Here is a 26,724-nt window from a genome sequence, read left to right as displayed (position 1 = left end):
CGTCCCCTTGCTGCCAGAATCCCGTGAATGCGGTTCGGCATCCTGGGTCCCCTCGCCCTACGCACCGACGACGGCGCCTCGCTGGACCCGGGCGGCCCCCGCCCCCGCGCCCTGCTGACGCTGCTCCTCCTCGACGCGGGCCGTACCGTCTCCGTCGAGCGCCTCATCGACGGCCTGTACGGGGCCCGGCCACCCGCCGGGGCAGCCAACGCGCTCCAGTCCCAGGTCTCCCGGCTGCGCAGACGCCTGGGCCCGCACGCGCGGATCGAGGCCACGCCCGCCGGTTACCGCGTCGCCGTCCCGCCCGACACCGTCGACGCCCACCTCTTCGAGCAGCTGTCCGGGGAAGGGCGAAGCGCTCTCGCCGCCGGGGACCCTCCGCGGGCGGCGGCCCGGCTGCGCGAGGCGCTCGCCCTGTGGCGCGGGCCCGCGCTGCCCGACCTGCCGGACGCGTACGCCGAGGTCGCCCGCCTCGACGAGCTGCGGCTGGCCGCCGTGCAGGACCGGATCGAGGCGGACCTCGCGCTCGGCGGCGGCCCCGGACTCGTCCCCGAGACGCGCACGCTGCTGGCCGCACACCCGCTGAGCGAACGGCTGTACGGCCAGCTGATGCGGGCGCTCCACGCGAGCGGGCGCCCGGCCGAGGCGCTCCGCGTCTACGAGGAGGCCCGGCGCGTCCTCGCCGACGAACTGGGCGCCGACCCGTCGCCCGGGCTCTCCACACTCCACCGCGAACTGCTGCGGGGCCAGGACCCGGGCCCACGTCGCCCCCGCGTACCGGCCCAACTCACCCGCTTCATCGGCCGGGACACCGAACTGGCGCGCATCGCCGCGCTCCTGACCGGCCCCGACGGGTCCGAGCCCGCCCTGTCCGGCTCCGGCCCGGCCGACCGCACCCTCTCCCGCTCTCCCTCCCGCGCTTCCGGTGCCCGGCTCGTCACATTGACCGGGCCCGGCGGGGCGGGCAAGACGCGGCTCGCGATCGAGGCCGCGCGGGCCCACGAGGCCGCCTCCACGAGCGTCTGCGTCACCGAGCTGGCGTCTCTGACCGACGGCGCGCAGATCCCGTACGCCGTTCTCGCGGCCCTCGGCGTACGCGAGGGTCTGCGCGGGCCCGGGAGCCCTGTCGCGCAGGCCACGGAACGGTTGCTGGCCGCCCTGGAGGAACGTGAACTGCTGCTCGTGCTCGACAACTGCGAGCATCTGGTCGAGGAGGCGGCCCGCCTCGTCGGCCTCCTGCTGGGCGGCTGCCCCGGCCTCCAGGTGCTCGCCACCAGCCGCGAGTCGCTCGGCATCACCGGCGAGATCCTCGTGCCGGTGCCGCCACTGCCCCCGGAACTCGCCGGCCACCTGTTCCTGGACCGCGCGCGGGCCGTACGCCCCGACCTCGGCAGCGGTATCGGTATCGGTATCGGTATCGGTATCGGCCAGGACATCACCGCCCCCGGTGTCGAGGGGCACGCGCGCGTGGCCGGTCCCAGCGAGCACGCGCGCGTGGCCGACATCTGCGCCGCCCTCGACGGCCTGCCCCTGGCCATCGAACTGGCCGCAGCCCGGCTGCGCACCCTGACCATGGACGACCTCGCCGACCGCCTCGCCGACCGCCTCGGCACCCGGCTGGGCACCCACGGGCCCACTCCCGGGACCGTCTGCGCCCCCGCCACCGACCGCTTCCGTCTCCTCTCCCGCGGCGACCGCACCAAGGCGCCCCGGCATCGCACGCTGCGGGCCGTGGTGGAGTGGAGCTGGGAACTGCTGGACGAGGCGGAGCCGGAGTTGGCGCGGCGGCTGGCCGTGTTCTCCGGGGGTGCGACGGCGGAGGCGGTCGAGGCGGTGTGCGGGGTGCCGTACGCGGAGGACGTGCTGGCCTCGCTGGTGGAGAAGTCGCTGGTGGAGGTCGCCGACGGGCGGTACCGGATGCTGGAGACGATCCGCGCGTACGCCGCCGAGCGGCTCGCCGGGGAGAACGATCCGCAGCGGCTGCGGACCGCGCACGCCGGGTACTTCCTGGCACTGGCCGAGCGCGCGGAACCCGTCCTGCGCGGTGCCGGGCAGCTGCCCTGGCTGGAACGGCTGACCGCCGAGCACGGCAATCTCGACGCGGCCCTGCGCCACCTGACGCACACCGACAGCGGGGCCGCGCTGCGACTGATGGCGTCCCTGTCGTGGTTCTGGCGGCTGCGCGGTCCGCAGAGCGAGCATCTGCCGCTCGCCCGCGCGCTGCTGGCGGCCGTGGGCGAGGTGCCGCCCCCGGGACTGGCCGAGGAGTACGCGCTGTGTGTGATGCACACGGTCGCCGGACGCGGTGACGACCCCGGCGAACCCGAGCGCCTCGCGCGCGTGGCGGCCGTACTGCGGGCACTGGAGGAGCCGTTGCGGCTGCCGTCCACCATGGTCATCTGGTCGCTCGTCGGCGGTCCGGTCCTCTCCGTGGAGGAGGAGATCCGGGCCGTGCAGATGAGCGACGACCCATGGGGCCGGGCACTGCTGGACGTCGGCCTCGCCTACCAGGACCTGTTCGCGGGGCGCCCCGCCGCGTCGGAGGCGGCCTTCACGCGCGCGTTGGACGGCTTCCGCGCGACCGGCGACCGCTGGGGCATGGCCAACTGCCTGGACCCACTGGCCTCGTTCGCCGACTGGCGCGGCGAGTACGGGCGCGCCCTGGAACTGCTCGACGAGGGCCTGGCACACGTACGGGAGAAACTACGACGGCGACCCGGACCGCGCGGTGGTGCTGCTGGTCTTCCGCTCCGCACGGCTGTCGTACGACCGCCAGGACATCGCCGGGCAGAAGCGGATCCTCACCGAGCGCTTCGCGGGCATGGGCTGGGAGGGGCCGCACGTCCTCAAGGCGCTGGAGGCGGCCGACGACCTGTACTTCGACGCGATCGCCCAGATCCACGTCGACCGGCTCACGAAGGGCCGGGTGGCGCTGCTCGGGGACGCGACGTACGGCGCCACGATGGGCGGCATGGGCACCGGTGTGGCGGTCGTCGGCGCGTACGTCCTGGCCGGTGAACTCGCCCTGGCGGGCGGTGACCACCGTACGGCGTTCGCCGCGTACGAGTCCCGGATCAGGGACTTCGCCGAGGGCTGCCAGAAGACCTCGGGCAACGCGGGCCCGTTCTTCGCGCCGCCCACCGAGCGGCGGATCCGCGGCCGGGACCGCATGTACCGCCTGCTCGCCTCCCGCCCGCTGGCGGCCTTCTTCAAGCGGCTCACCGAGAAGTCGGCGACGAACATCAAGCTGCCGGAGTACCCCGTGTGAGGACCCAGCCGTGGTCCACGGGCCCGATCCCCCCGCCGAGCGCGAACCCGGCGACGATCGCCCCGGTGACGTACTCCTTGGCCGCCGCCACGGCCTCCGGCACGGTCCGCCCCCGTGCGAGGTGCGACGCGATCGCGGAGGCGAGGGTGCAGCCCGTGCCGTGCGTGTGCCGGTTGTCGTACCTGGGGGCCCGCAGCCAGAACTCCTCGGAGCCGTCGGTGAGCAGATCGACGGCGTCTCCCAAGAGATGTCCGCCCTTGATCAGTGCCCACCGGGGCCCGTACGCCAGCAGGGCCTCGGCCGCCTCGCTCATCTGGGACTCCGACTGGACCCGTACGCCGGTGAGTTGGGCCACCTCGTCGAGGTTGGGGGTCGCGACGGTGGCCACCGGCAGCAGGCGCGTCCGTACGGAGTCCAGCGCGGAGGCGGCGAGGAGCGGGTCACCGTGCTTGGAGACACCGACCGGGTCGACGACGACCGGCGCGTCGGTGGCGGCGAGCAACTCGGCGACGGCCTCGACGAGTTCGGCGGAGGCGAGCATGCCGGTCTTGACCGCCTGGACGCCGATGTCGTCGACGACGCTGCGGTACTGGGCGCGCACGGCCTCCACGGGAAGCTCCCAAGCGCCCTGCACGCCGAGGGAGTTCTGCGCGGTGACGGCCGTGACGACGCTCATGCCGTGCACCCCGAGCGCGAGCATCGTCTTCAGGTCGGCCTGGATCCCGGCCCCGCCGCCGGAGTCGGACCCGGCCACGGTGAGGACCCTCGGCGGCGCGGGACTCATGACTCGATGTCCGCGAAGTGGTCCCAGCCGCCCTTGCTGGTCCAGGGCGCCCCGTCCACGGTCACCTGGGGCAGCGCGGAGGGGTTGAGGACCTCGCCGATCACCTTCCACCGCGCGGGCAGCTTCACGTCCTGCGGGAAGGTGGCCACGATCGCGTGGTCCTCGCCCCCGGTGAGCACCCACTGGAGGGGGTCGACACCGACGGCCTGACCGATGTCGTGCATCTGGGTGGGGATGTCGATGGCGCCGGAGCGGATGTCGATCCGGCACTTGCTCGCCTCGGCGATGTGCCCCAGGTCCGCGATCAGCCCGTCGCTGACATCGCACATCGCGGTCGCGCCGAGGGAGGCGGCGGCCGGGCCCGCGTGGTACGGCGGCTCGGGGCGCCGGTGGGCCTCCACGAAGGCCCGCGGCGAGCGGAAGCCCCGGGAGAGCACCGCGTGCCCGGCGGCGGACCAGCCGAGCCAGCCGGTGACGGCCACGACATCACCGGGCTGGGCTCCACCCCTGGTCACGGGCTCGTGGTTGCGCAGATCACCGAGCGCGGTGATCGAGATCATGATGGTGTCGCCGCGGACGACGTCACCGCCCACCACGGCCGCGCCGGCCACCTGGCACTCGTCGCGCAGGCCGTCCATCAGCTCGGTGGCCCAGGTCACCGGAAGTTCGGCGGGCGCGACCAGGCCGAGGAGCAGCGCGGTGGGTACGGCACCCATGGCGGCGATGTCGGCGAGGTTCTGCGCGGCGGCCTTGCGCCCCACGTCGTACGCCGTGGACCAGTCGCGCCGGAAGTGCCGTCCCTCCAGGAGCAGGTCGGTGCTCGCCACGACCCTGCGGTCCGGCGCCGCCACCACGGCGGCGTCGTCGCCGGGGCCGACCCGGACCGCCGGGGTGGTGGTGAGCCGGGAGGTGAGCTCCCTGATGAGCCCGAACTCCCCCAGCTCTCCCACGGTGCCCTTCATCGTCGTATCGCCCCTTCTCGTGCCGCTTCCAGTGTCTGTCGCGCCCGGTCGCGGGCCGTTCTCGTGCTCGGTACGGTCGAGTGGACCGTCAACTTCCGTCGTCCCCGCACCCCGGTGTGCGTGGCGCGGCCTCCACGGGTCTCCCCGTGGTGCGGGACGACGCGATACCGTGGCGTTCCTTTTCCCGACATGATCCACATGATCCTCGTGGCCGCCCTGGAGGTTCCGTGGTACAGGCGTACATCCTGATCCAGACGGAGGTCGGCAAAGCGTCGACCGTCGCCGACACGATCAGCAAACTCCCCGGTGTCATCCAGGCCGAGGACGTGACGGGTCCGTACGACGTCATCGTGCGCGCCCAGGCCGACACCGTCGACGACCTCGGCCGGCTGGTGGTCGCGAAGGTCCAGCAAGTGGACGGGATCACCCGCACCCTGACCTGCCCGGTCGTGCACCTGTAGCCCCCGTCTACCCTTGGCCGGTGAACTCGTTCCGTCACCGGCGCCCCGCTCGCCTCGGGCTTCCCGTCCTGGCCGTGTCGTTGATCGCCGTCACGGGCTGCTCCTCAGCAGACGACGGCGGCTCGGCGGCGGTTCCCAGCGCGGGGACTGCCGCCGTGAAACTGTGCCGGAACCTGGACGAGGTGCTGCCGCGAAAGGTGGACGGTCTCGGCCGCCGGGATCCGCAGCCGGCCTCCGCGCTGACGGCGGGCTGGGGTGACGCGGTGATCATACTGCGCTGTGGTGTGCCCCAGCCGCCGAAGATGATCGATCCCGGGGTGGCCGAGGGGCGCGATGCCGATGCGGTGGCCGGGGCCGTCGACGGGGTCGACTGGCTGATGGAGAAGCGGGACGACGGGTCGTACCGCTTCACCACCGCCAATCGCTCCGCGTATGTGGAGGTGTCGGTGTCGGCGGATCGGGCCGGGGAGGACACCTCGCCGATCCTGGTGGGGCTGGCGCCCGCGATCGAGAAAGCGATTCCTGAAGGGGTTGCCTCCTAGATTCCTGAAGGGGTTGCCTCCTAAGGGGGTGCCTCGGCAGGCCGTCGGGAGGCTGCGGACCGGTTGTGGCTGGTCGCGCAGTTCCCCGCGCCCCTCGAAAAAGGGGCTCCGCCCCTTTCGAAGGCGCCTCAGCGCAGGCCCGTCGACCTGTGCAGGGCGGCCTGGACCAGGCGGTCCACCAGCTCCGGGTATTCGATTCCGCTCGCCTTCCACATCGCCGGGTACATCGAGATCGGTGTGAAGCCGGGGAGCGTGTTGATCTCGTTGATCACGAACTCGCCGTCCTCCGTGAGGAAGAAGTCCGCGCGGACCAGGCCCTCGCAGGAGGCGGCGTCGAAGGCTTCCACCGCGAGCCTCTGGACCTCGGCGGTCTCCTCCGGGGTGAGCGGGGCCGGGACGATGCCGGGGGTCGAGTCGATGTACTTGGCGTCGAAGTCGTAGTACGCGTGGGCCTCGGGCGGCGGGATCTCGGCGGGGACGGAGGCGCGGGGGCCGTCCTCGAACTCCAGGACGCCGCACTCGATCTCACGGCCGCGCAGGGCCGCCTCGACCAGGATCTTCGGGTCGTGGCGCTGGGCCTCGGCGATCGCCTCGTCGAGGCCCGCCAGGTCGTCGACCTTGGTGATGCCGATGGAGGAGCCCGCGCGGGCGGGCTTCACGAAGAGGGGCCAGCCGTGCTCACCGGCGAGATCGATGATCTTCTTGCGGGCGGCGGACTCGTCGAGCTGCCACTCGCGCGGCCTGATCACCACGTACGGGCCGACCTTGAGCCCGAAGGAGGTGAACACCCGCTTCATGTACTCCTTGTCCTGGCCGACGGCCGAGGCGAGGACGCCCGAGCCGACGTACGGGACACCGGAGAGCTCCAGCATGCCCTGGAGGGTTCCGTCCTCGCCGTACGGGCCGTGCAGGACGGGGAAGACGACGTCGACCTCACCGAGCGCCTTGGGCACCGATCCGGGCTCGCTGTAGACGACTTCGCGGTTGGCGGGGTCGACGGGGAGCACCACGCCGCCCTCCCGCGACTCGGCGAGCTCCTCGACGCTCGGCGTGCGGCGGTCGGTGATCGCCATCCGCTCCGGTTCGTCGGCGGTGAGGAACCAGCGGCCTTCCCGGCTGATGCCGATCGGCAGGACGTCGTACTTCGTCCGGTCGATGGCCCGCAGGACGGCGCCTGCCGTGACCACGGAGATCCCGTGTTCCGAGCTGCGGCCGCCGAAGACGACGGCCACGCGCGGCTTGCGGGACGGCTGCTCAGGGCTCTGGGGGAGGTTCTCGGTGCTCATATCGCGTTGAGGGTACCCGTTGGTAGTGCGCCAGTCAGCGCCCCTACGGTCGCGTTCGCTCAGCGTCGCTCCGGCTTGGCGCTGCGCGACATCATCTCCTTGAGGGCGACGACGGGCGGCTTGCCGTCGTGGACGATGTCGACGACCGTCTCCGTGATGGGCATGTCGACGCCGTGCCGGCGCCCCAAGTCCAGTACGGACTCACAGGACTTGACGCCCTCGGCGGTCTGCCGGGTGACCGCGATGGTCTCCTGCAGGGTCATGCCCTTGCCGAGGTTGGTGCCGAAGGTGTGGTTGCGCGAGAGCGGCGAGGAGCAGGTCGCCACCAGGTCGCCGAGGCCCGCGAGTCCGGCGAAGGTGAGCGGGTCGGCGCCCATCGCGAGGCCGAGCCGGGTCGTCTCGGCGAGACCGCGCGTGATGAGCGACCCCTTGGCGTTGTCGCCCAGGCCCATGCCGTCCGCGATGCCGACGGCGAGACCGATGACGTTCTTCACCGCGCCGCCCAGCTCGCAGCCGACGACGTCGGTGTTGGTGTAGGGGCGGAAGTACGGGGTGTGGCAGGCGGTCTGGAGCCGCTGGGCGACGGCCTCGTCGGTGCAGGCGACCACGGAGGCGGCCGGCATGCGGGAGGCGATCTCGCGTGCCAGGTTGGGCCCGGTGACGACGGCGATACGGTCCTGCCCGACCTTCGCGACGTCCTCGATCACCTCGCTCATCCGCATGGCGGAACCGAGTTCGACGCCTTTCATCAGCGAGACGAGGACGGTGTCGGGGGCCAGCAGCCCGGTCCAGTCGGCGAGGTTGGCGCGCAGCGTCTGGGAGGGGACGGCGAGGACGGTGAAGTCGGCGCCGGCGGCGGCCTCGGCGGGGTCGGTCGTGGCCCGGAGGTTCTCCGGGAGTTCCACGCCGGGCAGGTAGTCCGGGTTGGTCCGGGTGGAGTTGACCGCGTCCGCGAGTTCCGGACGCCGCCCCCACAGAACGGTGTCGCACCCCGCGTCGGCGAGCACCATGCCGAAGGCCGTGCCCCACGAACCGGTGCCGAAGACGGCCGCCTTGACCGGCTTGCTCACTTGCTCTGCCCCTCTTCCTGATGTTCCTGTGCCCGCTGGACCGTGCTGTGCTGTTGCCGTTGATGATGGTCGACGACCGCCCGGGCGGTCCTGCGCCGCTGCTCGATCCGCTCCCGCTTCGGGTCGTACGGCGTCTCGGGCGCCTTCTCGCCGCGGATCTGCTCCAGCTGGTGGGTGATGGCGGCCATGATGACCTCCGTCGCGTCCTTCAGCAGGTCGGGGCTCATCTCCAGGCCGTAGAAGCGCGAGAGGTCGACGGGCGGGCCCGCGAGCACATGATGGGTCTTGCGCGGCAGGAGGTGGGGCTTCTTGGCGTACGGCGGCAGCAGTTCGTTGGCGCCCCACTGCGCGACCGGGATCACCGGGCACCTGGTCTGCAGGGCGACCCGCGCGGCGCCGGTCTTGCCGGTCATGGGCCAGCCGTTCGGGTCGCGGGTGAGGGTGCCCTCGGGGTAGAAGGCGACGCACTCGCCGCGCTCCACGGCCTCGATCGCGGCCCGGAAGGCGCTCAGCGCGTCGGTGCTCTCGCGATAGACGGGGATCTGTCCGGTGCCGCGCATCACGGCGCCGATGAATCCCTTGCCGAAGAGACCGCTCTTCGCGAGAAAACGCGGAACCCGGCCACTGTTGTACTGATAATGGGCGTACGCAAAGGGATCGACATGCGAATTGTGGTTCACGGCGGTGATAAATCCACCCTCGGCCGGAATGTTCTCCATTCCACGCCAGTCCCGCTTGATCAGCACCACCAGTGGTGGTTTGGCGATCACCGCGGCGAGGCGGTACCAGAAGCCGATTCTCCGGCGGGGCACGCGGACACCTTCCTCTAGGACTTCCCAGGGCCTGTTCCGGGGACCCGGAGCCGCACAAGTGTCGCCCCGGCCCACCGGTCTGTCGAGAACACCGTACGCCCCGCCCTGCGGCCGCCCCTTGCGCCCAGGTGACAATGGCCGCGACAAGAGAGGGACGGAACGCCCGTGCAGTGGACCCTGGTCGTACCCCTGAAGCCCCTGGCGCGGGCCAAGAGCAGACTCTCGGACACCGCCGCCGACGGGGTGCGCCCCGGCCTGGCCCTCGCCTTCGCCCAGGACACCGTGGCCGCGGCCCTGGCCGCCGCGGCGGTCGGCGGTGTGGTGGTGGTCACGGACGACCCCCTCGCCGCCCGCGAGCTGACGGCCCTGGGCGCCCGAACCGTCCCGGAGGACAACCGAAACGGCTCCCGGGACGGCCTGAACGCCGCTCTGCGGCACGGAACAGCCGTCGTACGCGCTATACGCCCGCAAAGCCCCGTGGCGGCCCTCAACGCCGATCTGCCCGCCCTGCGTCCCGGGGAATTGACCCGCGTCCTGAACGCGGCCGCCGAATTCCCCCGTTCTTTCCTCCCGGACGCCGCCGGCACCGGCACCACCCTGCTCGCCGCGACCCCCGGCCACGACCTCTCCCCCGTCTTCGGCCCCGAATCCCGCCTCCGCCACCGCCGCTCCGGCGCCGTGGAACTCGCCCTCACCGCCGTCGACTCCGTGCGGCAGGACGTCGACACCGGCGACGACCTCCGCACCGCCCTCGGTCTCGGCGTCGGTCCCCGTACGGCCGCAGCGGCCGCGCGCCTGCTGATCCCCGGCCAGTAGGCTGCGGCCATGCAGGCCACCGCGTACACCTACGACCCCGCCACCCGCACCGGCCAGGTCCTCCTCGACGACGGCACCCCGCTCCCCTTCGACGCCCCGTCCTTCGACGCGGGCGCCCTGCGCCTCCTCCGCCCGGGCCAGCGGGTCCGCATCGAGACGGAGGGCGAGGGCGAAGCGCTGCGGATCACCCTGATCACCCTGCAGACGTTCTGAGCAGGCGTTCCGACGGCGGGCAGGCACCGGAACACGCCGCGGGCCGGGCTCCTCAACAGGAGCCCGGCCCGGCGCGTGTGAGTACCCGGCGCCCTACGCCTGGCGCGCGGCAGTCTTCTTCGCGGTCGTCTTGCGAGCCGTCGACTTCTTGGCCGGCGCCTTCTTCGCGGTGGCCTTCTTGGCCGGCGCCTTCTTCGCCGTGGTCTTCTTCGCCGCCGCCGTGGTCTTCTTGGCGGTCGTCTTCTTCGCCGCCGCCGTCTTGGTGGTGGCCTTCTTGGCGGTCGTCTTCTTCGCCGTGGTCTTCTTCGCGGCGGCCGTCGTCTTCTTGGCGGCGGCCGTGGTCTTGCGGGCGGTCACCTTCTTGGCGGTGGTCTTCTTCGCCGCCGCCTTCTTGACCGTCGCCGAAGCGCCACCACTCAGGCTGCCCTTGGGGGCCTTCTTGACCGCGACCTCGCCACCCCGGGGAAGCTTCTTCGAGCCGCTCACCAGGTCCTTGAAGCCCTGGCCCGCGCGGAACCGCGGCACCGAGGTCTTCTTGACCCGAACCCGCTCACCCGTCTGCGGGTTGCGGGCGTAACGGGCCGGCCGGTCGACCTTCTCGAACGAACCGAAGCCGGTGACCGACACCCGGTCCCCGCCGACGACCGCGCGGACGATGGCGTCCAGAACAGCGTCGACCGCGTCGGCGGCCTGCTGACGCCCGCCGACCTTGTCCGCAATCGCTTCTACGAGCTGCGCCTTGTTCACGTCTTCCCCTTCGGAGACATCGCCAGAACGAAAGTGTTCAAGCTTTTTCGCACGTTAGGCAGATATATACCGCAAATCAAACACGAAACGGGCTTATCACCCTTGTGCCGCAACGAACTCGGCGGTCATGGAGTGCCTTCAGCGTTCCTCTGCGGGCATTCGCCCTTCGTCGAGGTCCGTCATGAAGCTCTCCAGACGCCTTGCCGCGTCGGCGAGATCGTGCTTGGCCACGGCCGTAATGACCAGCAGCTTCCGGGCCAGCGCCATGCGTACGCCCTCCGGGACTTGCAGTGCGCGCACCCTTGCGTGCGCTTCCTTGAGTTGGCCCGCGACCGCCGTATAGAGCTCGAGTTGGCCGTCGTGTTCCATGCACAGATTGTGCCATCTGGGGCGAGTTGTCGCCTGCGCAGGGGGCAACTGCCGTCTTCCGGGGGCCTGTGGAGCACCCCCGGCCGATGCCACACCATGATGCGCGTACCCCGGCAATCACCTTTGTAACTAGGGGAGTTGAAACCTTTCTGCACATGACTTCGAAGGTCTCCGAACCCGAACATGGCGGTACCCCCAACCGTGCACGATTGGGGGTACCTGGGGGTGTCGCGGTGGCCGGAATCCGCCTTGCGCGGACCGCCCCGAGGGGGGTCCGCGCCCATGGGTCAGATCGTCAGCGTCCTCGGCTTGTGCGAGGGGCGCTTGGCCTCGTACGCGGAGATGTCGGCCTCGTTCTGGAGGGTGATGGAGATGTCGTCCAGCCCGTTCAGCAGCCGCCAGCGGGAGTTCTCGTCCAGCTCGAAGGAGGCGGTGATGCCCTCGGCGCGCACCTCGCGGGCCTGAAGGTCGACCGTGATCTCGACCTCGGGGTCCTTCTCGGTGAGCTCCTGCAGCGCGTCCACGATCTTCTGCTCCAGGACGACCGTGAGCAGGCCGTTCTTGAGCGAGTTGCCGCGGAAGATGTCGGCGAAGCGGGAGGAGATGACGGCCTTGAAGCCGTAGTTCTGCAGCGCCCACACGGCGTGCTCACGGGAGGAGCCGGTGCCGAAGTCGGGGCCGGCCACCAGGACGGTGGCGCCCTTGCGCTCGGGCTGGTTGAGGATGAATTTCTCGTCCTTGCGCCAGGCCTCGAACAGCCCGTCCTCGAAGCCGTCCCTGGTCACTTTCTTGAGCCAGTGGGCGGGGATGATCTGGTCGGTGTCGACGTTGCTGCGGCGCAGCGGGACGGCCCGGCCGGTGTGCGTGGTGAATGCTTCCATGGCTGTTCAGACTCCAGCGGGCGTACGGGTGTCGGCGTCGGTCAGGTCGGCGGGGGACGCCAGGTGGCCCAGGACGGCCGTCGCGGCGGCGACCTGCGGCGAGACCAGGTGCGTACGGCCGCCCTTGCCCTGCCTGCCCTCGAAGTTGCGGTTGGAGGTGGACGCGGAGCGCTCGCCGGGGGCCAGCTGGTCCGGGTTCATGCCCAGACACATCGAGCAGCCCGCGTGCCGCCATTCGGCGCCGGCCTCCTTGAAGACGACGTCCAGGCCCTCGGAGACGGCCTGCAGACCGACCCGCGCGGAGCCGGGGACGACCAGCATCCGTACGCCGTCGGCGACTTTGCGGCCCTTGATCAGCTCGGCGGCGGCGCGCAGGTCCTCGATGCGGCCGTTGGTGCACGAACCTACGAAGACGGTGTCCACGTCGATGGACTTCAGCGGCTGGCCGGCCTCCAACCCCATGTACTCCAGGGCCTTTTCGGCGGCGTGGCGCTCCGAAGCGTCCTCGTACGAAGCCGGGTCGGGGACCGACGCCGAAAGCGGCGCGCCCTGGCCGGGGTTGGTGCCCCAGGTGACGAACGGCGACAGGGCGGCGCCGTCGATGACGACCTCGGCGTCGAACTCGGCGTCCTCGTCCGTCTTCAGCGTCTTCCAGTACGCGACGGCCGCGTCCCAGTCCTCCCCCTCGGGGGCGTGCGGACGGCCCTTGAGGTAGTCGAAGGTGGTCTGGTCGGGGGCGATCATGCCCGCGCGGGCACCGGCCTCGATCGACATGTTGCAGATGGTCATGCGGGCTTCCATCGAGAGCTTCTCGATGGCCGGGCCGCGGTACTCCAGGACATAGCCCTGGCCACCGCCCGTACCGATCCTGGCGATGATCGCCAGGATCAGGTCCTTGGCGGTGACGCCGTCGGGCAGCTCGCCCTCGACCGTGATGGCCATGGTCTTGGGGCGGACCAGCGGCAGCGTCTGGGTGGCCAGCACGTGCTCCACCTGGGAGGTGCCGATACCGAACGCCAGACCACCGAAGGCGCCGTGCGTGGAGGTGTGGGAGTCACCGCAGACGACCGTCATGCCGGGCTGGGTCAGACCCAGCTGCGGGCCGACGACGTGCACGACGCCCTGCTCGACATCGCCCAGCGGGTGCAGACGCACTCCGAACTCGGCGGCGTTCGCGCGCAGCGTCTCCAGCTGGACGCGGGAGACCGGGTCCGCGATGGGCTTGTCGATGTCGAGGGTGGGGGTGTTGTGGTCCTCGGTCGCGATGGTCAGGTCGAGCCGGCGCACTTTGCGCCCGCTCTTGCGGAGACCGTCGAAGGCCTGGGGGCTGGTCACCTCGTGCAGCAGGTGCAGATCGATGAAGAGGAGGTCGGGCTCGCCCTCGGCGCGCCGGACGACGTGGTCGTCCCAGACCTTCTCCGCGAGTGTCCTACCCATCGCTTTCCCTCCGGCCGGCTTGTCCGAGCACCGGCCCAACTAGAGATATCGGAGGTGGCGAGCGCACGTACCCCTCGTATGAGCGCCGGCCGCCGGGCTCGTTGGTCCGCGAGCCGTTCGTTCTGCTTCCAGAGTGGCAAGGTCCACGCGAAATTGAACTTGCGTTTCACAGAGTGAGACGCGAGTATCGTTGCATGGACAACAGTAGCGGCGTCGGCGTTCTGGACAAGGCGGCCCTGGTCCTGAGCGCTCTGGAGTCCGGTCCGGCCACCCTCGCGGGTCTGGTCGGCGCCACCGGACTCGCACGACCCACGGCCCACCGCCTGGCCGTGGCTCTGGAACACCACCGCATGGTGGCACGCGACATGCAGGGCCGTTTCATACTCGGCCCCAGGCTGGCCGAGCTGGCCGCGGCCGCAGGCGAGGACCGCCTCCTCGCGACGGCGGGCCCGGTGCTCACCCACCTACGGGACGTGACGGGCGAGAGCGCACAGCTCTACCGCCGCCAGGGCGACATGCGCATCTGCGTCGCCGCGGCGGAGCGCCTGTCCGGCCTGCGGGACACGGTCCCGGTCGGTTCGACCCTCACGATGAAGGCCGGTTCCTCGGCCCAGATCCTCATGGCCTGGGAGGAGCCCGAGCGCCTGCACCGCGGACTCCAGGGCGCACGCTTCACCGCCACCGCCCTCTCGGGCGTACGGCGCCGGGGCTGGGCACAGTCCATCGGCGAGCGCGAGCCGGGCGTCGCCTCGGTCTCCGCCCCCGTTCGAGGCCCGTCGAACCGGGTGGTGGCCGCGGTCTCCGTCTCCGGCCCCATCGAGCGCCTCACCCGCCACCCCGGCCGCATGCACGCCCAGGCGGTCATCGACGCCGCGGGCCGCCTGTCCGAGGCCCTGCGCCGCACCGGCTGACCTGCGAAGCCCCCGTCCACCACGAAAAAAGGCCTGCCTCAACGCCGCGGCAGGCCTTTCCTCATGAGTGCGACTGCGGCGCGCCCCTTCAGGCGGCGCGGGGAACCGCGCGGACAACCACGAGCAGTCCGCAGCGAATCACGCGGCTCCCCTCGACGGCGCCTAAGCGCTCACGTCCCGCCGGTGGGCGAACCGCTCCTTCGCCGACCTCCCCCTACCCTCGACCGGCAGCACCCCCGTGGCCGCCGCGAGACCGAACGCGGGCATGTCGGCGTAGATCGACTCGTACGACCCCTCCGGCACCACATACGTCTCGTGCCACAGCCCCACATGCTGCCGGGCCTTCCCCTTGCGCTCCTTGCGGTTGATCGCCGCCCACGCGACGCGATGGAACGCGTCGGGCGCGTGCGCGTACCCGTACAGCTTGTCCTTGGACTCCCAGTACTGGACGACGTAGTACGTCCGCGGCGAGGCCGTGAGCAGCACGGCGTTCAGCAGCCCCCGGCCCGGGTCCTTCCGCAGCTCCCGCAGCATCCGCGGCATCGCCATGAGCACGGGCCCCCAGTGATGCACGGCCCAGAAGTGGTTGATCCGCATGCCGATCAGCAGGACCACCACGTCGCCCTCGGCGGCCGCGGTGGTACGGCCGGCGGCAACCCGCTTCCCTAACATGTCTCCCCCTAGTTGGTGAGCGGCACTATCCGACTCCTCGTGTTTGGATAGTGGCACTTCCCAAGGAGAGGCGCAAGAGATGCGGCTGGCGGAGCTGAGCGAGCGCAGCGGGGTGTCCCCGGCGACGATCAAGTACTACCTGCGCGAAGGGCTGTTGGCGCCGGGCCGCCAGATCAACGCGACGACGGCGGAGTACGACGAGGAGCATCTGCGCCGGCTGCGGCTGGTGCGGGCGTTGATCCAGGTCGGCAGGGTGCCGGTGGCGAACGCCAGGGAGGTGCTCAAGCACGTGGACGACGAGTCCCTGGGCCGTACGATCCGGCTCGGCGCGGCCCTGTGGGCGCTGCCCCAGACCCCCGACCCGGACGAGGAGGACCCGGCCACGGTCGCCGCGACGGCCGAGGTGGACCGGCTGCTGCGGACACTGGGCTGGGACTCGGTGAGGGAGATCGGCTCCCTCTCCCCCGTCCATCGTTCGCTGGTGGCGCTGGTGGCGACGCTGCTGCGGCTCGGTTATCCGTGCGACGCCGAACTCATGGCCCCGTACGCCGAGTTGATGCACCAGGCGGCCGTGCGGGACCTGGACCAGATGGAGAGCTACTCGTCCGACACGGAGAAGGTGGAGGTGGCGGTCTCGGCGGCGGTACTCTTCGAGCCGGTGCTCCGCTCGCTGCACCGGCTGGCCCAGGAGGAGGAGTCGGCGCGGCGGTACGGCATCGAGTAGCCGGAGCGCACGAAAGAGGCCCCCCACCGAAGTGGAGGGCCTTCTCGATGCGTACCCCCGACCGGATTCGAACCGGCGCTACCGCCTTGAGAGGGCGGCGTGCTAGGCCGCTACACAACGGGGGCGTGGAGCCTGCGTTTCCGCAGGTCCGAGCTGGTCTACCTGGACTCGAACCAAGAATGACGGTACCAGAAACCGTAGTGTTGCCAATTACACCATAGACCAATATGGTTGAGACCTTTTCCGTACCCCCGACCGGATTCGAACCGGCGCTACCGCCTTGAGAGGGCGGCGTGCTAGGCCGCTACACAACGGGGGCCCTAGCGATCCTGCATCGATGGTGGAGGGAGCTACCCTGGCCACCTTCGCGGGAAGGATCTGTACCCCCGACCGGATTCGAACCGGCGCTACTGCCTTGAGAGGGCAGCGTGCTAGGCCGCTACACAACGGGGGCTTCGCGGATCTGATCTCCGCATGCGCAGATGAGCTCTGCGAGCTGGCCTACCTGGACTCGAACCAAGACTAACTGAACCAGAATCAGTCGTGCTGCCAATTACACCATAGGCCACTGGAACGCAAGCCCCTCAGGGGATCTTGTTCTAGTTCGCTCCGCCGGTTCCGGCCTTTCGGCCCGCTTCCCGGCGGCGCAGGAAGAACATTACCCGAAGGTGGACGGCGCTCCAAAACGGGTATCGGAGCCGAGGATCGCGGGGAGTTCGGTCAGGGTGGCGATCCGGTGCGGCCCGGCGGGCGGGTCGATGGTCGCGTGGAGGCCGCCGCGATCGATCCAGACCGACAGCAGACCGGCGTCGGCGGCTCCCCGGCCGTCGATCTCCGGGTGGTCGCCGACGTACGCGACCTCGTGCGGCGGCAGTTCCAGGGCTTCGCAGGCGACGTGGAACGCCTCGGCGGCCGGCTTGTGGACGCCCAGTTGCTCGGCGCACAACACCGTCTCGAAGCGGTCCCACACGCCGAGGGCGCGCAGCTTGCGTTCCTGGACGGGGAGGCTGGAGTTGGAGAGCACCGCGTGCCGGTGGCTCGCGGAGAGCGAGTCCAGGACGGGCACGACGTCCGGGAAGAGCGACCAGGCCCGCTCGTAGTGGGCGACGTAGCGCTCGAACCAGGCGTCGGCCTCCGCGTCGCTCAGGGGCCGGCCCTGGAAGTCCCGTACCCGGTCGCGGCGCGTGGCCTCCCAGTCGCCCTCGCCCGCCGCGTACCGCCGCCAGTGCAGGCTCGTCAGTTCGCGCCAGCGCGAGATGGCCTCTTCGACGGTGTCGTATCCGAGCAGCAGGCCCTCGGCGGCGAGGTGGTCCCGCATTCCGGCCCGGTCGGCCGCGGTGTAGTCGAAAAGGGTGTCGTCGACGTCCCAGAGCACGGCCTTGATGTTCATGGAACGACGGTATCCGTCGCCGGGGTCCCTCGTACCGCGGATGCCTTAACGTGGTGGGACCGCCGAGCGAAAGACCGAGACACCGCCATGACCGAGTATCGCGTCCAGTTCACCGTCGAGGCCCGTGCGACGTACGACGCCCTGCCCGGAGAGCACCGCGCCCACTTGGACAGGGCCGTGCGGATACTGGCCCGTGATCCGTTCCGCAAGACCTCGACCGCGCAGCTGGGTCCGGACGAGAACCTGCGCAAGGCGTACGTGGCTCCCGGTGTGGTGCTGGAGTACATGGTGGCCGGGGCGATCATGGTCGTTGTCGTCCTGGAGATCTTCGACGAGAGCGCGTACTTGATCGACGAGAACGACGCCGTCTGATCGGATGCGCGGAGGGGGTGTCACCCGGTGGCCCGGGTGACACCCCCTCCGCGCGTCCACGTGCGGGCGTTACGCGGCCAGTTTGGCCAGGGCCGCGTCGATCCTCGCCAGCGTCTTCTCCTTGCCCAGGATCTCCAGGGACTCGAAGAGGGGGAGGCCGACCGTGCGGCCGGTGACGGCGACGCGGACGGGGGCCTGGGCCTTGCCGAGCTTGAGGCCGTGTGCCTCGCCGGCGGCCAGGACGGCCTCCTTCAAGGACTCGGCCGAGGTCCAGTCGGCCGCCTCCAGCTTCTCCTTCGCCGTACGGAGCAGCGCGTCGGAGCCCTCCTTCATGGCCTTCGTCCAGCTCGCCTCGTCCTGCGCCGGCTCCGGCAGGAACAGGAAGTCGACGTTGTCCGTGATCTCCGAGAGGACCTTGAGGCGGGTCTGCGCGTGGGGGGCGATGGCCTCCCACTTGGCCTCGTCGAAGTCCTCCGGCGCCCAGGGGGCGAACGGGGCCTTCAGCCACGGGGCGCAGCGCTCGGTGAAGTCCTTCACGTCCAGCAGGCGGATGTGGTCGGCGTTGATCGCCTCGGCCTTCTTCAGGTCGAAGCGGGCCGGGTTGGGGTTCACGTCCGCGACGTCGAAGGCGGCGACCATCTCCTCGATCGTGAAGATGTCCTTGTCCGCGGAGAGCGACCAGCCGAGCAGGGAGAGGTAGTTGAGCAGGCCCTCGGCCAGGAAGCCGCGCTCCCGGTAGAGGTTCAGGCTCGACTCGGGGTCGCGCTTGGAGAGCTTCTTGTTGCCCTCGCCCATCACGTACGGCAGGTGGCCGAAGGACGGGACCTCCTTGGCGATGCCCAGTTCGATCAGCGCCTTGTACAGGGCGATCTGGCGGGGCGTGGAGGAGAGCAGGTCCTCGCCGCGCAGGACGTGGGTGATCTCCATCAGGGCGTCGTCGACGGGGTTGACGAGCGTGTAGAGCGGAGCGCCGTTCGCGCGGACGATGCCGTAGTCCGGCACGTTCTCCGGGGTGAAGGTCAGCTCGCCGCGGACCAGGTCCGTGAAAGTGATCGTCTCGTCGGGCATCCGGAAGCGGACGATCGGCTCGCGGCCCTCGGCCTCGTACCGAGCCTTCTGCTCCGGCGTGACCTCGCGGCACTTGCCGTCGTAGCCGGAGGGCCTGCCGGCCGCGCGGGCGGCGTCGCGGCGCTCCTCCAGCTCGGAGGCGGTGCAGTAGCAGGAGTAGGCGTGGCCCGCGTCCTTGAGCTTCTCCGCCACCTCCTTGTACGTGTCCATGCGCTGCGACTGGCGGTACGGCGCGTGCGGGCCGCCGACCTCGGGGCCCTCGTCCCAGGTGAAGCCCAGCCAGCGCAGGGAGTCCAGGAGCTGCTCGTAGGACTCCTCGGAGTCGCGGGCCGCGTCGGTGTCCTCGATGCGGAAGACGAACGTGCCGCCGTTGTGGCGGGCGAACGCCCAGTTGAACAGGGCCGTGCGGACCAGACCCACGTGGGGGTTGCCGGTCGGGGACGGACAGAAACGTACGCGGACGGAGCCGTTAGCCACGCTTGATCACCTTGTTGGTGAGAGTGCCGATGCCTTCGATGGTGACGGCGACCTCGTCGCCGACGTTGAGGGGGCCGACCCCTGCCGGGGTGCCCGTGAGGATCACGTCGCCGGGGAGCAGCGTCATGGCCTCGGTGATGTTGACGATCAGATCCTCGATGGAGTGGATCATCTCGCTCGTCCGGCCGAGCTGGCGTTGCGCGCCGTTGACGGTGAGCTGGACGGTCAGGTCGCTCGGGTCGAGGTCGGTCTCCACCCAGGGGCCCAGCGGGCAGGCTGTGTCGAAGCCCTTGGCCCGGGCCCACTGCTTCTCGCGCTTCTGGACGTCACGGGCGGTGATGTCGTTGGCGCAGGTGTAGCCGAAGATCACGTCCTTGACGCGCTCACGCGGGACCTCGCGGCACATCCGGCCGATGACGACGGCCAGCTCGGCCTCGTGGTGGAGGTCCTCGGAGAAGGACGGGTACTGGATCGCGTCGCCGGGGCCGATCACCGAGGTGGCCGGCTTGAAGAAGGCGAACGGGGCGTCGGGGACCTCGTTGCCCAGCTCGCGCGCGTGCTCGGCGTAGTTGCGGCCGAAGGCCACGACCTTGTTGGGGAGCACCGGCGGCAGCAGCCTGACCTTGCTCAGCGGGACCTTCGTACCGGAGAGCTCATAGTCCGCGAACGGAATGCCCTTGATGATGTCGAGGACGAGCTCGTCCGGCTTGTCGCCCTCGACCGCGCCGAAGGCTACGTTCCCGTCGATGGAGAACCTGGCGATGCGCACGGGTTGCTTGCGCCCCTAACTGAGCTGGCTGGAGATCTGACGGTCCAGGCTAACGCGGGGCGGGGTGCCCGCCTCGCGCAATTGATGACGTACGCATGCGGAAGGGCGCCCGGCACGTGCCGGGCGCCCTTCGCACTCGCTTTCACGAACTCCGCCGAATCTTCACGGGAACCGGCTTGAGCGGTTGGCGGATTCGGCGCGTACTTGAGCGTGCAACTACTCCGCCGCCTGGACCGGGACCGTCATCAGGACCGTCCGGCGGGGGTTGGCGGTCTGGGAGGGGAGGTCGACGGAGTGCTCCTGCTCCGGCGTACGCAGGTCCTCGGCGTCGGCGAGGTGGGCCAGCGTCGTACGCCGGGGGTTGGCTATCGTGCGGATCATCGTCGTCGTCTTCACTGTCGTCCTGGACCTCGTCGTGTGCGGGCGCCGGGCGGACCGCAAGGGCCGTCCCACAAGCGCGGGTTGTCGGATTCGCCATCCCTGTAAAGCGTCAGGCTAAACATGCGATTCCCGGGTCAAGACGTGAAGAAGGCATGATCGGCGTGTGAGTTTGCTCACTCAGTCATGGGTAAAACGGACAATCCAGGCCATCAACCCGACCCCGCGAAACGGACATTAGTAACCTGAAGCCCGCATTCCGCTCCTGATCATGGCGACTGGGACACCCCCCTCACCCCCCTGGATCGCACGGGTATGTCCGTAATGAACGGAAACACCTTCCACGCCTGGTGACGTGGTCCTCACATGCTGTCACTGTGAACAGACCGTTACCCATTGGCCTTGTTGGAGATCCTGCACTGTGCTGGAATTCCACGGACCGCCGCAGGATCGTGCCGGCGCGCAGGGGCGCAGAACAAAAGCGCCTGGCGGCGGTGGAAGGGGGAGCCTGCGCCGGTCACTCACGACCACCAATTGGGGACGTATTCAGGGCGCCCCCGAAGACGCCGACACCGTCCCGCCGTTCACGCGGTGGGGCGCCTGGTCCAGAGGTTGCGACGCTAGTGCAGGGACGTTTCAAGAGGGATGGCAGCGCTTCGGCGGAGCCGGAGCCACACAAGGGAGCCGGTAACGGTTCCTCCCCCCAGCACGCCCAGAACCCGGGTCCGGCGGAGATCGGCGACGGCGGGGAGCGCTCCGGGCGCCCCGGCGCGTCAGTTGCTCCCACGCCGCCCGGGAAGCCCAAGGGCGGCACCAAGGCCGGCGCCACGAGCGGCGGCTCCCGAATAGCCCTGCGCAACTGGCGCATCTCGACCCGTCTTGTGTCGTTGCTCGCGCTCCCCGTGGTGGCGGCGACCTCGCTCGGCGCGCTGCGCATCGGCGACAACGTGGACGACATCCAGCAGCTCGACAACATGCGGCTGCTGACCGACATGACGAAGCAGGCGACCGAGCTCGCCGCCGCGCTCCAGCAGGAGCGCGACCTGTCCGCCGGCCCCCTCGCCCACGGTCTGGACGCCACCGACTTCACCGTCAAGGGCACCCGCGAGAAGACGGACCAGGCCCGCATCCAGTTCACGGACGCGACCCAGGCCGCCGAGACCGCGAACACCACGGCGAAGATGCCCGGCGTCCGCGACAGCCTCGTCCGGGTCGTGCGCGAGCTCTACAACCTCAGCAGCATCCGCAAGAACGCCTACGTGGACCCCAAGAACTCCACGCAGACGGTCGAGGCCTACCACCGCCTGATCGGCCAGTTGCTGGACCTCTCCACGGACATGGCCGAGGCCACCAGCAACCCGGACATGATCAAGCGGACCCGTGCCCTGGCGGCGTTCTCGTCCGCCAAGGAGTACGCCTCCATCCAGCGCGCGGTCATCGCGGCGGCCCTGCCCGCGACCGACGACAAGGGCGGCAAGCTCTCCGAGAACGACCGGCTGTACGCGAACTCCGCGCTCTCGAACGAGGAGTCCGACCGCAGCACCTTCTCCGACATCTACGGTTCCGGTGCCGAGGAACTGACCAAGCCGATCGACGACGCGAGCCCCACCATTGAGGCCGCCGACGTCTACGCGGACCGGGTCCTCGCCAGCGCCGGCGGTCTGGGCGGGCAGGACAACCGCTCGTACAAGGACTGGACCGACGACTCCTCGGCCAAGATCGAGCAGATGAAGAAGATCGAGGGCTCGCTCCTCGAGGAGATGGAGCAGACCGCTCGTAATCTCCGCGCCGACGCCGAGCAAGAGGCGATCATCTCCGGTGCGCTGATCCTGCTCGTCCTCGGTGTCTCCCTGGTCGGCGCGTTCGTCGTGGCCCGGTCCATGATCCGCTCGCTGCGCCGGCTGCAGGACACCGCGACCAAGGTCGCCCAGGACCGGCTGCCCGAGCTGGTCAAGCAGCTCTCGGAGTCGGACCCGCAGGACGTCGACACCTCCGTCGAGTCGGTCGGTGTGCACTCCCGGGACGAGATCGGCCAGGTGGCCGCGGCCTTCGACGACGTGCACCGCGAGGCCGTCCGCCTCGCCGCCGAGCAGGCCCTGCTCCGGGGCAACGTCAACGCGATGTTCACCAACCTCTCGCGCCGCTCCCAGGGCCTCATCCAGCGTCAGCTGTCGCTCATCTCCGAACTGGAGTCCCGCGAGGCCGACCCGGACCAGCTGTCCTCCCTCTTCAAGCTCGACCACCTCGCGACCCGCATGCGCCGTAACGGTGAGAACCTCCTCGTTCTCGCCGGTGAGGAGCCCGGCCGCCGCTGGACCCGTCCGGTCCCGCTGGTCGACGTGCTCCGCGCCGCCGCGTCCGAGGTGGAGCAGTACGAGCGCATCGAACTGTCCTCCGTGCCGACGACCGAGGTCGCCGGCCGCGTGGTCAACGACCTCGTGCACCTGCTCGCCGAGCTGCTGGAGAACGCCACCTCCTTCTCCTCGCCGCAGACCAAGGTCAAGGTCACCGGTCACGCCCTGCCCGACGGCCGGGTGCTGATCGAGATCCACGACACCGGTATCGGCCTCTCCCCCGAGGACCTCGCGGCGATCAACGAGCGCCTCGCCTCACCGCCCACCGTGGACGTGTCGGTCTCCCGCCGCATGGGTCTGTTCGTGGTCGGCCGGCTGTCGCAGCGCCACGGCATCCGTATCCAGCTGCGTCCGTCCGACTCGGGCGGTACGACCGCGCTGGTCATGCTTCCCGTCGACGTGGCCCAGGGCAACAAGAAGCCCACCCCGGGCAAGCCCGGCCAGGGCGGTCCTTCCACCGGTGGTCCGGCCGCCGCGCAGGCCGCGGCCGGCGCCGCCGCCGCGCGTCGCCAGGCCGGCAACCAGTCGGGTCCGCCGCTCGGCGGCGGCCCCTCCGCCGGTGGTCTCCTCGGTGCCCCTCCGCAGCGTGGGCAGGTCGGCGCGGGCCAGGGTCCGCGGGCCGCGCTGCCCGGCAACCCCAGTGGTCCGGGCGGTTTCGGCAACCCCGGTGGTCCGCGTGGGCCGCAGGGTGGTCCGCCGGTGCCCCCGCAGGGCGGCCGGCCGGCTCCGGCGGGTTCCGGTGCCGGTGGGTTCGGCGGCGGTCAGGCGCCGGGTGCCCCGCAGGGCCTGCAGGCCGCCGGGACCGGTGGCCCGGGCACCTTCGAGAGCTTCGACGACTCCGGACGCCAGGGCGGCTTCCCGGGCGGCGGCTCGGGCCTGCGCCCGGCCGGCGGGGCCGACGGCGGCCCGGGTGCCGTGCCGCCGAAGCAGGGCAAGGAACGTTCCGGCAGGCGCCGTCCGCAGTTGCCCGGCCGCGGTGGCCCGCGCGCCGAGCTGCCCGGTGGCAACTCCCCGTCGCGGACGCCCAGCTGGAGCGACGACAACGCTCAGCCGCCGGTGCCGCGCGCCTCGCTGGACGCCCCGCGCGGCCACGAGGAGCAGCCGGACGTCACCGCGCCGATGCCCCGCGTCGACCCCCACCAGACTCCGGGCTCGCCCACCGACTTCCCGCGTTCCCCGCGGGCCGACTACGACAGCCGCCGCCCCGGCGCGGACACGCCGCAGAACGGCACCGGGTCCTACGTCCGCTCCGACGTGTTCGGCGGGGCCGGTGCTCCGCCGGCGCCCTCCGGTCCGCCGCGCGGTGCTTCGCAGGACCCGTCGTCCACCGGCCAGTTCGCCATGCCGGGCTACGACGGTTCCGGCACGGGCCAGTTCCCGGCTCCGGGTCGGCAGAATCCGCAGGACACGGGACAGTACGGCGTCCCGGGCCGGCAGAACCCGCAGGACACGGGACAGTACGGTGCACCCGCCCGGCAGAACGGCCAGGGCACCGGGCAGTTCAACCCGCAGGGTCGGCAGAACTCCCAGGACACCGGCCAGTTCGAGCGGCCGCAGGTCAACGGTGAGAGCTACGGCGCGCCCCGCCCGCCGGTGCCGCCGCAGCGTCCCCCGGTGCCCCCGCAGCGCCCCGCGCGCCCGCAGGAGCCGGAGGCGCTGCCGCCGGCAACGGGTCCGATGGACGGCCGTACCCCGCTCTACGACACGCTGGAAACCAACTGGTTCCACGGTCAGGGCGGCCAGAACGGCCAGAACGGCCAGCAGCAGGGCAACGGTTCCGCGCAGCAGCAGGCCGCCCCGGCTCCCCAGACTCCGGCCGCTCCTCAGCGTCCGGCGACCCCCACCGCGCCCGCTTCCCCCACCTGGCGCAGCACACCCAACGACGACCTGGTCCGCCAGGCCGAACGCGCCCGTCAGCCTTCGGCGGGCGGGGTCACCACCTCCGGCCTGCCGCGCCGGGTCCCGCGCGCGAACCTCGTGCCGGGCACGGCTCAGCAGCAACAGCACCAAACCGGTCCGCAGGTCTCGCGTTCGCCTGACGACGTACGCGGCCGGCTGACCAATCTCCGTCGGGGCATCGCGCAGGGTCGACAGGCCGGTACCGGCCAGACCGGCAGCTTCCCGAGCCCCACTCACCAGCAGGAGCGTTAGTTGAGCCAGATGAGCCAAGCGGCACAGAACCTCAACTGGTTGATCACCAACTTCGTGGACAACACCCCAGGGGTGTCCCACACCGTCGTCGTGTCCGCCGACGGTCTTCTTCTGGCGATGTCGGAAGGCTTTCCGCGCGACCGTGCCGATCAGCTCGCGGCCGTCGCCTCCGGGCTCACCTCACTCACGGCCGGGGCATCCCGGATCTTCGAGGGCGGGGACGTGGCCCAGACGGTGGTGGAGATGGAGCGCGGTTTTCTCTTCCTGATGTCCGTCTCCGACGGATCGTCCCTGGCCGTTCTCGCCCATCCCGAGTGCGACATCGGCCTGGTCGGTTACGAGATGGCGCTGCTCGTCGACCGCGCGGGCGCCGTGCTCACGCCCGACCTGCGCGCCGAACTCCAAGGCAGCTTGCTCCACTGACGCCTGCGGATCAACAGAACTCACCACATCACCGTCCGGCCGACACAGTCCCCCCACCGGCCCCCGTCAGACGGCACGACTGACCGACTTGCTGTCCCGCTCGGAGGATCAATGACCCCGCCCACCGCTCCTCACGATCCGTACGCAGAGCCGTACGGAGACGAGGGGGACCAGCCGCTGGTTCGGCCGTACGCCATGACCGGTGGCCGGACGCGGCCGCGTTACCAGCTCGCCCTCGAGGCGCTGATCAGCACGACGGCAGATCCCGCGCACCTGATGGGGCTGCTTCCCGAGCACCAGCGGATCTGCCACCTCTGCCACGAGGTGAAGTCGGTGGCCGAGGTGTCGGCCCTGTTGTCCATGCCGCTCGGTGTGGCACGGATCCTTGTCGCGGACCTCGCCGAGGCCGGACTCGTCGCGATCCATCAGCCCGGTGGCGACGAGAGCGCCGGTGGCGCGCCCGACGTGACTCTGCTGGAAAGGGTGCTCAGTGGACTTCGGAAGCTCTGAATCGGGGCGGGCCACCACCTCGGCGAAGATCGTGGTGGCGGGTGGCTTCGGCGTGGGCAAGACCACGTTCGTCGGGGCCGTCTCGGAGATCAACCCGCTGCGTACCGAGGCCGTCATGACGTCCGCGTCCGCGGGCATCGACGACCTCACCCACACCGGAGACAAGACGACCACCACGGTCGCCATGGACTTCGGCCGCATCACCCTCGACCAGGACCTGATCCTGTACCTGTTCGGCACCCCCGGCCAGGACCGCTTCTGGTTCATGTGGGACGACCTCGTACGCGGCGCCATCGGCGCCATCGTCCTCGTCGACACCCGCCGCCTCGCCGACTGCTTCCCCGCCGTCGACTACTTCGAGAACAGCGGCCTCCCCTTCGTCATCGCGTTGAACGGCTTCGAGGGGCACCAGCCCTACACGCCGGACGAGGTCCGCGAGGCGCTCCAGATCGGGCCCGACACCCCGATCATCACGACGGACGCGCGGCATCGCTCGGACGCGAAGAGCGCCCTGATCACCCTGGTCGAGCACGCTCTCATGGCCCGCCTGCGGTAGGCCTGCGGGGTCGAAGTACCACGGCTGGGCCCAAAACAGGACCCAAGTCCACAACGTCATACGGCGGTTGTCGTAGTTACACCGAAGCCGGCTGTGTCCTTTGACACGGTCGGCCTCGGTGTTCATAACGTTTCGACAGAGAAATAGGGTGGTACGACCACGCGTCGCGGTCGATCGGTACCGCTGCGCTCACCATGGCCCCGCTTTTTGCCGGGGCTCGCTCTTTATGACCGTTTTATCTAGGACTTACATCACGCGGAATCGTTGCCTCCCAGTGTTTGGAAGTCCTCAGCGTGACGTGCTGGAATGCCTGAACTGCCC

The 26,724-nt window shown here is 70.5% G+C and carries 27 protein-coding genes and 5 tRNA genes; 13 read left to right on the top strand and 19 right to left on the bottom strand.

The window, feature by feature from the left end; genetic code table 11:
- Positions 1-27 precede the first annotated feature (27 nt).
- The gene (locus OG202_RS34670; protein WP_328224088.1) at positions 28-3,018 is read left to right on the top strand and encodes a BTAD domain-containing putative transcriptional regulator; all 2,991 of its coding nucleotides are present in this window, start codon (positions 28-30) and stop codon (positions 3,016-3,018) included.
- Entirely contained in the window at positions 2,972-3,268 is a 297-nt protein-coding gene (locus tag OG202_RS34665) for a hypothetical protein (protein WP_327727654.1), read from the top strand. The genes OG202_RS34670 and OG202_RS34665 overlap by 47 nt, the downstream gene beginning before the upstream one ends.
- Here the strand turns inward: OG202_RS34665 and thiD are convergent.
- Both thiD and OG202_RS34655 read right to left on the bottom strand, forming a co-directional pair.
- On the bottom strand, positions 3,243-4,052 hold the full coding sequence (gene thiD, locus OG202_RS34660; RefSeq protein ID WP_327727655.1) for a bifunctional hydroxymethylpyrimidine kinase/phosphomethylpyrimidine kinase: 810 nt from the start codon (positions 4,050-4,052) through the stop codon (positions 3,243-3,245). The two genes, OG202_RS34665 and thiD, sit on opposite strands and share 26 nt — an antisense overlap.
- Entirely contained in the window at positions 4,049-5,014 is a 966-nt protein-coding gene (locus tag OG202_RS34655) for a thiamine-phosphate kinase (protein ID WP_326576959.1), read from the bottom strand. The genes thiD and OG202_RS34655 overlap by 4 nt, the downstream gene beginning before the upstream one ends.
- Positions 5,015-5,241: 227 nt before the next feature.
- Here OG202_RS34655 and OG202_RS34650 point away from each other — a divergent pair, with 227 nt between their 5' ends.
- Both OG202_RS34650 and OG202_RS34645 read left to right on the top strand, forming a co-directional pair.
- Positions 5,242-5,475 carry an Lrp/AsnC family transcriptional regulator gene (locus OG202_RS34650; protein ID WP_033526900.1) on the top strand — a complete coding sequence of 78 codons (234 nt, stop codon included), beginning with the start codon at positions 5,242-5,244 and terminating at the stop codon, positions 5,473-5,475.
- Positions 5,476-5,495: 20 nt separating this feature from the next.
- A complete protein-coding gene (locus tag OG202_RS34645; protein WP_328224087.1) occupies positions 5,496-6,017 on the top strand; it encodes a DUF3515 domain-containing protein in 522 nt (173 codons plus the stop codon).
- 128 nt (positions 6,018-6,145) lie between these two features.
- On the opposite strand, the gene OG202_RS34640 is transcribed toward OG202_RS34645, so the two are convergent.
- Genes OG202_RS34640 through OG202_RS34630 form a run of 3 tightly spaced genes read right to left on the bottom strand, consistent with a single transcriptional unit; the run spans position 6,146 to position 9,185 of the window.
- Positions 6,146-7,303: a D-alanine--D-alanine ligase family protein gene (locus OG202_RS34640; protein ID WP_327727657.1), complete on the bottom strand. Its 1,158-nt coding sequence runs from the start codon at positions 7,301-7,303 to the stop codon at positions 6,146-6,148.
- Positions 7,304-7,362: 59 nt separating this feature from the next.
- On the bottom strand, positions 7,363-8,373 hold the full coding sequence (locus OG202_RS34635) for an NAD(P)H-dependent glycerol-3-phosphate dehydrogenase (RefSeq protein ID WP_326576966.1): 1,011 nt from the start codon (positions 8,371-8,373) through the stop codon (positions 7,363-7,365).
- Positions 8,370-9,185: a lysophospholipid acyltransferase family protein gene (locus OG202_RS34630; protein ID WP_327727658.1), complete on the bottom strand. Its 816-nt coding sequence runs from the start codon at positions 9,183-9,185 to the stop codon at positions 8,370-8,372. The genes OG202_RS34635 and OG202_RS34630 overlap by 4 nt, the downstream gene beginning before the upstream one ends.
- 165 nt (positions 9,186-9,350) lie before the next feature.
- Here OG202_RS34630 and cofC point away from each other — a divergent pair, with 165 nt between their 5' ends.
- Positions 9,351-10,001, top strand: a complete 651-nt coding sequence (cofC, locus tag OG202_RS34625) for a 2-phospho-L-lactate guanylyltransferase (protein ID WP_326576970.1) — start codon at positions 9,351-9,353, stop codon at positions 9,999-10,001.
- Positions 10,002-10,010: 9 nt separating this feature from the next.
- Positions 10,011-10,214, top strand: coding sequence for a hypothetical protein (locus OG202_RS34620; RefSeq protein ID WP_326576972.1), 204 nt, complete (start codon positions 10,011-10,013; stop codon positions 10,212-10,214).
- Between the two features lie 93 nt (positions 10,215-10,307).
- Here the strand turns inward: OG202_RS34620 and OG202_RS34615 are convergent, their stop codons facing one another.
- From OG202_RS34615 to leuC, 4 genes are all read right to left on the bottom strand, one after another.
- The gene (locus tag OG202_RS34615) at positions 10,308-10,961 is read right to left on the bottom strand and encodes an HU family DNA-binding protein (protein WP_326576974.1); all 654 of its coding nucleotides are present in this window, start codon (positions 10,959-10,961) and stop codon (positions 10,308-10,310) included.
- Positions 10,962-11,099: 138 nt separating this feature from the next.
- Entirely contained in the window at positions 11,100-11,330 is a 231-nt protein-coding gene (locus OG202_RS34610; RefSeq protein WP_326576976.1) for a hypothetical protein, read from the bottom strand.
- A 287-nt stretch (positions 11,331-11,617) separates the two neighbouring features.
- Positions 11,618-12,211, bottom strand: coding sequence for a 3-isopropylmalate dehydratase small subunit (gene leuD / locus OG202_RS34605; RefSeq protein WP_327727659.1), 594 nt, complete (start codon positions 12,209-12,211; stop codon positions 11,618-11,620).
- 6 nt (positions 12,212-12,217) lie between these two features.
- Positions 12,218-13,648 (bottom strand): 3-isopropylmalate dehydratase large subunit, encoded by a 1,431-nt coding sequence (gene leuC, locus OG202_RS34600; RefSeq protein ID WP_326576980.1) that lies wholly within the window; start codon positions 13,646-13,648, stop codon positions 12,218-12,220.
- 194 nt (positions 13,649-13,842) lie between these two features.
- On the opposite strand from leuC, the gene ndgR reads away from it, so the two are divergent.
- On the top strand, positions 13,843-14,559 hold the full coding sequence (ndgR, locus tag OG202_RS34595; protein ID WP_020270051.1) for an IclR family transcriptional regulator NdgR: 717 nt from the start codon (positions 13,843-13,845) through the stop codon (positions 14,557-14,559).
- A gap of 162 nt (positions 14,560-14,721) precedes the next feature.
- Here ndgR and OG202_RS34590 read toward each other — a convergent pair whose 3' ends face one another.
- The gene (locus OG202_RS34590) at positions 14,722-15,231 is read right to left on the bottom strand and encodes a DUF4188 domain-containing protein (protein ID WP_326576985.1); all 510 of its coding nucleotides are present in this window, start codon (positions 15,229-15,231) and stop codon (positions 14,722-14,724) included.
- Positions 15,232-15,310: 79 nt separating this feature from the next.
- Here OG202_RS34590 and OG202_RS34585 point away from each other — a divergent pair, with 79 nt between their 5' ends.
- Positions 15,311-15,955 carry a MerR family transcriptional regulator gene (locus OG202_RS34585; protein ID WP_326576987.1) on the top strand — a complete coding sequence of 215 codons (645 nt, stop codon included), beginning with the start codon at positions 15,311-15,313 and terminating at the stop codon, positions 15,953-15,955.
- A 52-nt stretch (positions 15,956-16,007) separates the two neighbouring features.
- Here OG202_RS34585 and OG202_RS34580 read toward each other — a convergent pair.
- The 6 genes from OG202_RS34580 to OG202_RS34555 all read right to left on the bottom strand — a co-directional run bounded on the left by OG202_RS34580 (position 16,008) and on the right by OG202_RS34555 (position 17,345).
- Positions 16,008-16,080, bottom strand: a tRNA-Glu gene (locus OG202_RS34580).
- 28 nt (positions 16,081-16,108) lie between these two features.
- Positions 16,109-16,180, bottom strand: a tRNA-Gln gene (locus tag OG202_RS34575).
- Between the two features lie 21 nt (positions 16,181-16,201).
- A tRNA-Glu gene (locus tag OG202_RS34570) sits at positions 16,202-16,274 on the bottom strand.
- A 62-nt stretch (positions 16,275-16,336) separates the two neighbouring features.
- A tRNA-Glu gene (locus tag OG202_RS34565) sits at positions 16,337-16,409 on the bottom strand.
- Between the two features lie 42 nt (positions 16,410-16,451).
- Positions 16,452-16,523 (bottom strand) — tRNA-Gln (locus OG202_RS34560).
- 90 nt (positions 16,524-16,613) lie between these two features.
- Positions 16,614-17,345: an HAD family hydrolase gene (locus OG202_RS34555; protein ID WP_327727660.1), complete on the bottom strand. Its 732-nt coding sequence runs from the start codon at positions 17,343-17,345 to the stop codon at positions 16,614-16,616.
- A gap of 87 nt (positions 17,346-17,432) precedes the next feature.
- On the opposite strand from OG202_RS34555, the gene OG202_RS34550 reads away from it, so the two are divergent.
- Complete coding sequence (locus OG202_RS34550) at positions 17,433-17,717, top strand: type II toxin-antitoxin system RelE family toxin (protein ID WP_327727661.1); 285 nt, start codon at positions 17,433-17,435, stop codon at positions 17,715-17,717.
- A 69-nt stretch (positions 17,718-17,786) separates the two neighbouring features.
- Here the strand turns inward: OG202_RS34550 and gltX are convergent, their stop codons facing one another.
- From gltX to OG202_RS34535, 3 genes are all read right to left on the bottom strand, one after another.
- A complete protein-coding gene (gltX, locus tag OG202_RS34545) occupies positions 17,787-19,262 on the bottom strand; it encodes a glutamate--tRNA ligase (protein ID WP_328224086.1) in 1,476 nt (491 codons plus the stop codon).
- A complete protein-coding gene (locus tag OG202_RS34540) occupies positions 19,255-20,031 on the bottom strand; it encodes a fumarylacetoacetate hydrolase family protein (RefSeq protein ID WP_326576996.1) in 777 nt (258 codons plus the stop codon). The genes gltX and OG202_RS34540 overlap by 8 nt, the downstream gene beginning before the upstream one ends.
- A gap of 216 nt (positions 20,032-20,247) precedes the next feature.
- Entirely contained in the window at positions 20,248-20,427 is a 180-nt protein-coding gene (locus tag OG202_RS34535; RefSeq protein WP_326576997.1) for a hypothetical protein, read from the bottom strand.
- Between the two features lie 605 nt (positions 20,428-21,032).
- Here OG202_RS34535 and OG202_RS34530 point away from each other — a divergent pair.
- The 4 genes from OG202_RS34530 to OG202_RS34515 all read left to right on the top strand — a co-directional run bounded on the left by OG202_RS34530 (position 21,033) and on the right by OG202_RS34515 (position 26,403).
- Entirely contained in the window at positions 21,033-24,914 is a 3,882-nt protein-coding gene (locus OG202_RS34530) for a sensor histidine kinase (protein ID WP_328224085.1), read from the top strand.
- A 9-nt stretch (positions 24,915-24,923) separates the two neighbouring features.
- Positions 24,924-25,337 (top strand): roadblock/LC7 domain-containing protein, encoded by a 414-nt coding sequence (locus OG202_RS34525; protein WP_005479910.1) that lies wholly within the window; start codon positions 24,924-24,926, stop codon positions 25,335-25,337.
- Between the two features lie 111 nt (positions 25,338-25,448).
- Entirely contained in the window at positions 25,449-25,847 is a 399-nt protein-coding gene (locus OG202_RS34520; protein WP_326577000.1) for a DUF742 domain-containing protein, read from the top strand.
- Entirely contained in the window at positions 25,828-26,403 is a 576-nt protein-coding gene (locus OG202_RS34515) for a GTP-binding protein (protein ID WP_020114072.1), read from the top strand. The genes OG202_RS34520 and OG202_RS34515 overlap by 20 nt, the downstream gene beginning before the upstream one ends.
- Positions 26,404-26,724: the final 321 nt, after the last annotated feature.

It is taken from the genome of Streptomyces sp. NBC_00310 (assembly GCF_036208085.1).
Lineage (GTDB): Bacteria > Actinomycetota > Actinomycetes > Streptomycetales > Streptomycetaceae > Streptomyces.
This window is presented reverse-complemented; position numbering and strand designations above follow the sequence as displayed.

Coding starts and splice junctions, on each gene's coding strand:
- OG202_RS34670 (WP_328224088.1), top strand. CDS start 28: ATGCGGTTCGGCATCCTGGGTCCCCTCGCCCTACGCACCGACGACGGC.
- OG202_RS34665 (WP_327727654.1), top strand. CDS start 2,972: ATGGGCACCGGTGTGGCGGTCGTCGGCGCGTACGTCCTGGCCGGTGAA.
- thiD (WP_327727655.1), bottom strand. CDS start 4,052: ATGAGTCCCGCGCCGCCGAGGGTCCTCACCGTGGCCGGGTCCGACTCC.
- OG202_RS34655 (WP_326576959.1), bottom strand. CDS start 5,014: ATGAAGGGCACCGTGGGAGAGCTGGGGGAGTTCGGGCTCATCAGGGAG.
- OG202_RS34640 (WP_327727657.1), bottom strand. CDS start 7,303: ATGAGCACCGAGAACCTCCCCCAGAGCCCTGAGCAGCCGTCCCGCAAG.
- OG202_RS34620 (WP_326576972.1), top strand. CDS start 10,011: ATGCAGGCCACCGCGTACACCTACGACCCCGCCACCCGCACCGGCCAG.
- OG202_RS34610 (WP_326576976.1), bottom strand. CDS start 11,330: ATGGAACACGACGGCCAACTCGAGCTCTATACGGCGGTCGCGGGCCAA.
- leuD (WP_327727659.1), bottom strand. CDS start 12,211: ATGGAAGCATTCACCACGCACACCGGCCGGGCCGTCCCGCTGCGCCGC.
- leuC (WP_326576980.1), bottom strand. CDS start 13,648: ATGGGTAGGACACTCGCGGAGAAGGTCTGGGACGACCACGTCGTCCGG.
- ndgR (WP_020270051.1), top strand. CDS start 13,843: ATGGACAACAGTAGCGGCGTCGGCGTTCTGGACAAGGCGGCCCTGGTC.
- OG202_RS34590 (WP_326576985.1), bottom strand. CDS start 15,231: ATGTTAGGGAAGCGGGTTGCCGCCGGCCGTACCACCGCGGCCGCCGAG.
- OG202_RS34585 (WP_326576987.1), top strand. CDS start 15,311: ATGCGGCTGGCGGAGCTGAGCGAGCGCAGCGGGGTGTCCCCGGCGACG.
- OG202_RS34555 (WP_327727660.1), bottom strand. CDS start 17,345: ATGAACATCAAGGCCGTGCTCTGGGACGTCGACGACACCCTTTTCGAC.
- OG202_RS34550 (WP_327727661.1), top strand. CDS start 17,433: ATGACCGAGTATCGCGTCCAGTTCACCGTCGAGGCCCGTGCGACGTAC.
- OG202_RS34525 (WP_005479910.1), top strand. CDS start 24,924: ATGAGCCAAGCGGCACAGAACCTCAACTGGTTGATCACCAACTTCGTG.
- OG202_RS34520 (WP_326577000.1), top strand. CDS start 25,449: ATGACCCCGCCCACCGCTCCTCACGATCCGTACGCAGAGCCGTACGGA.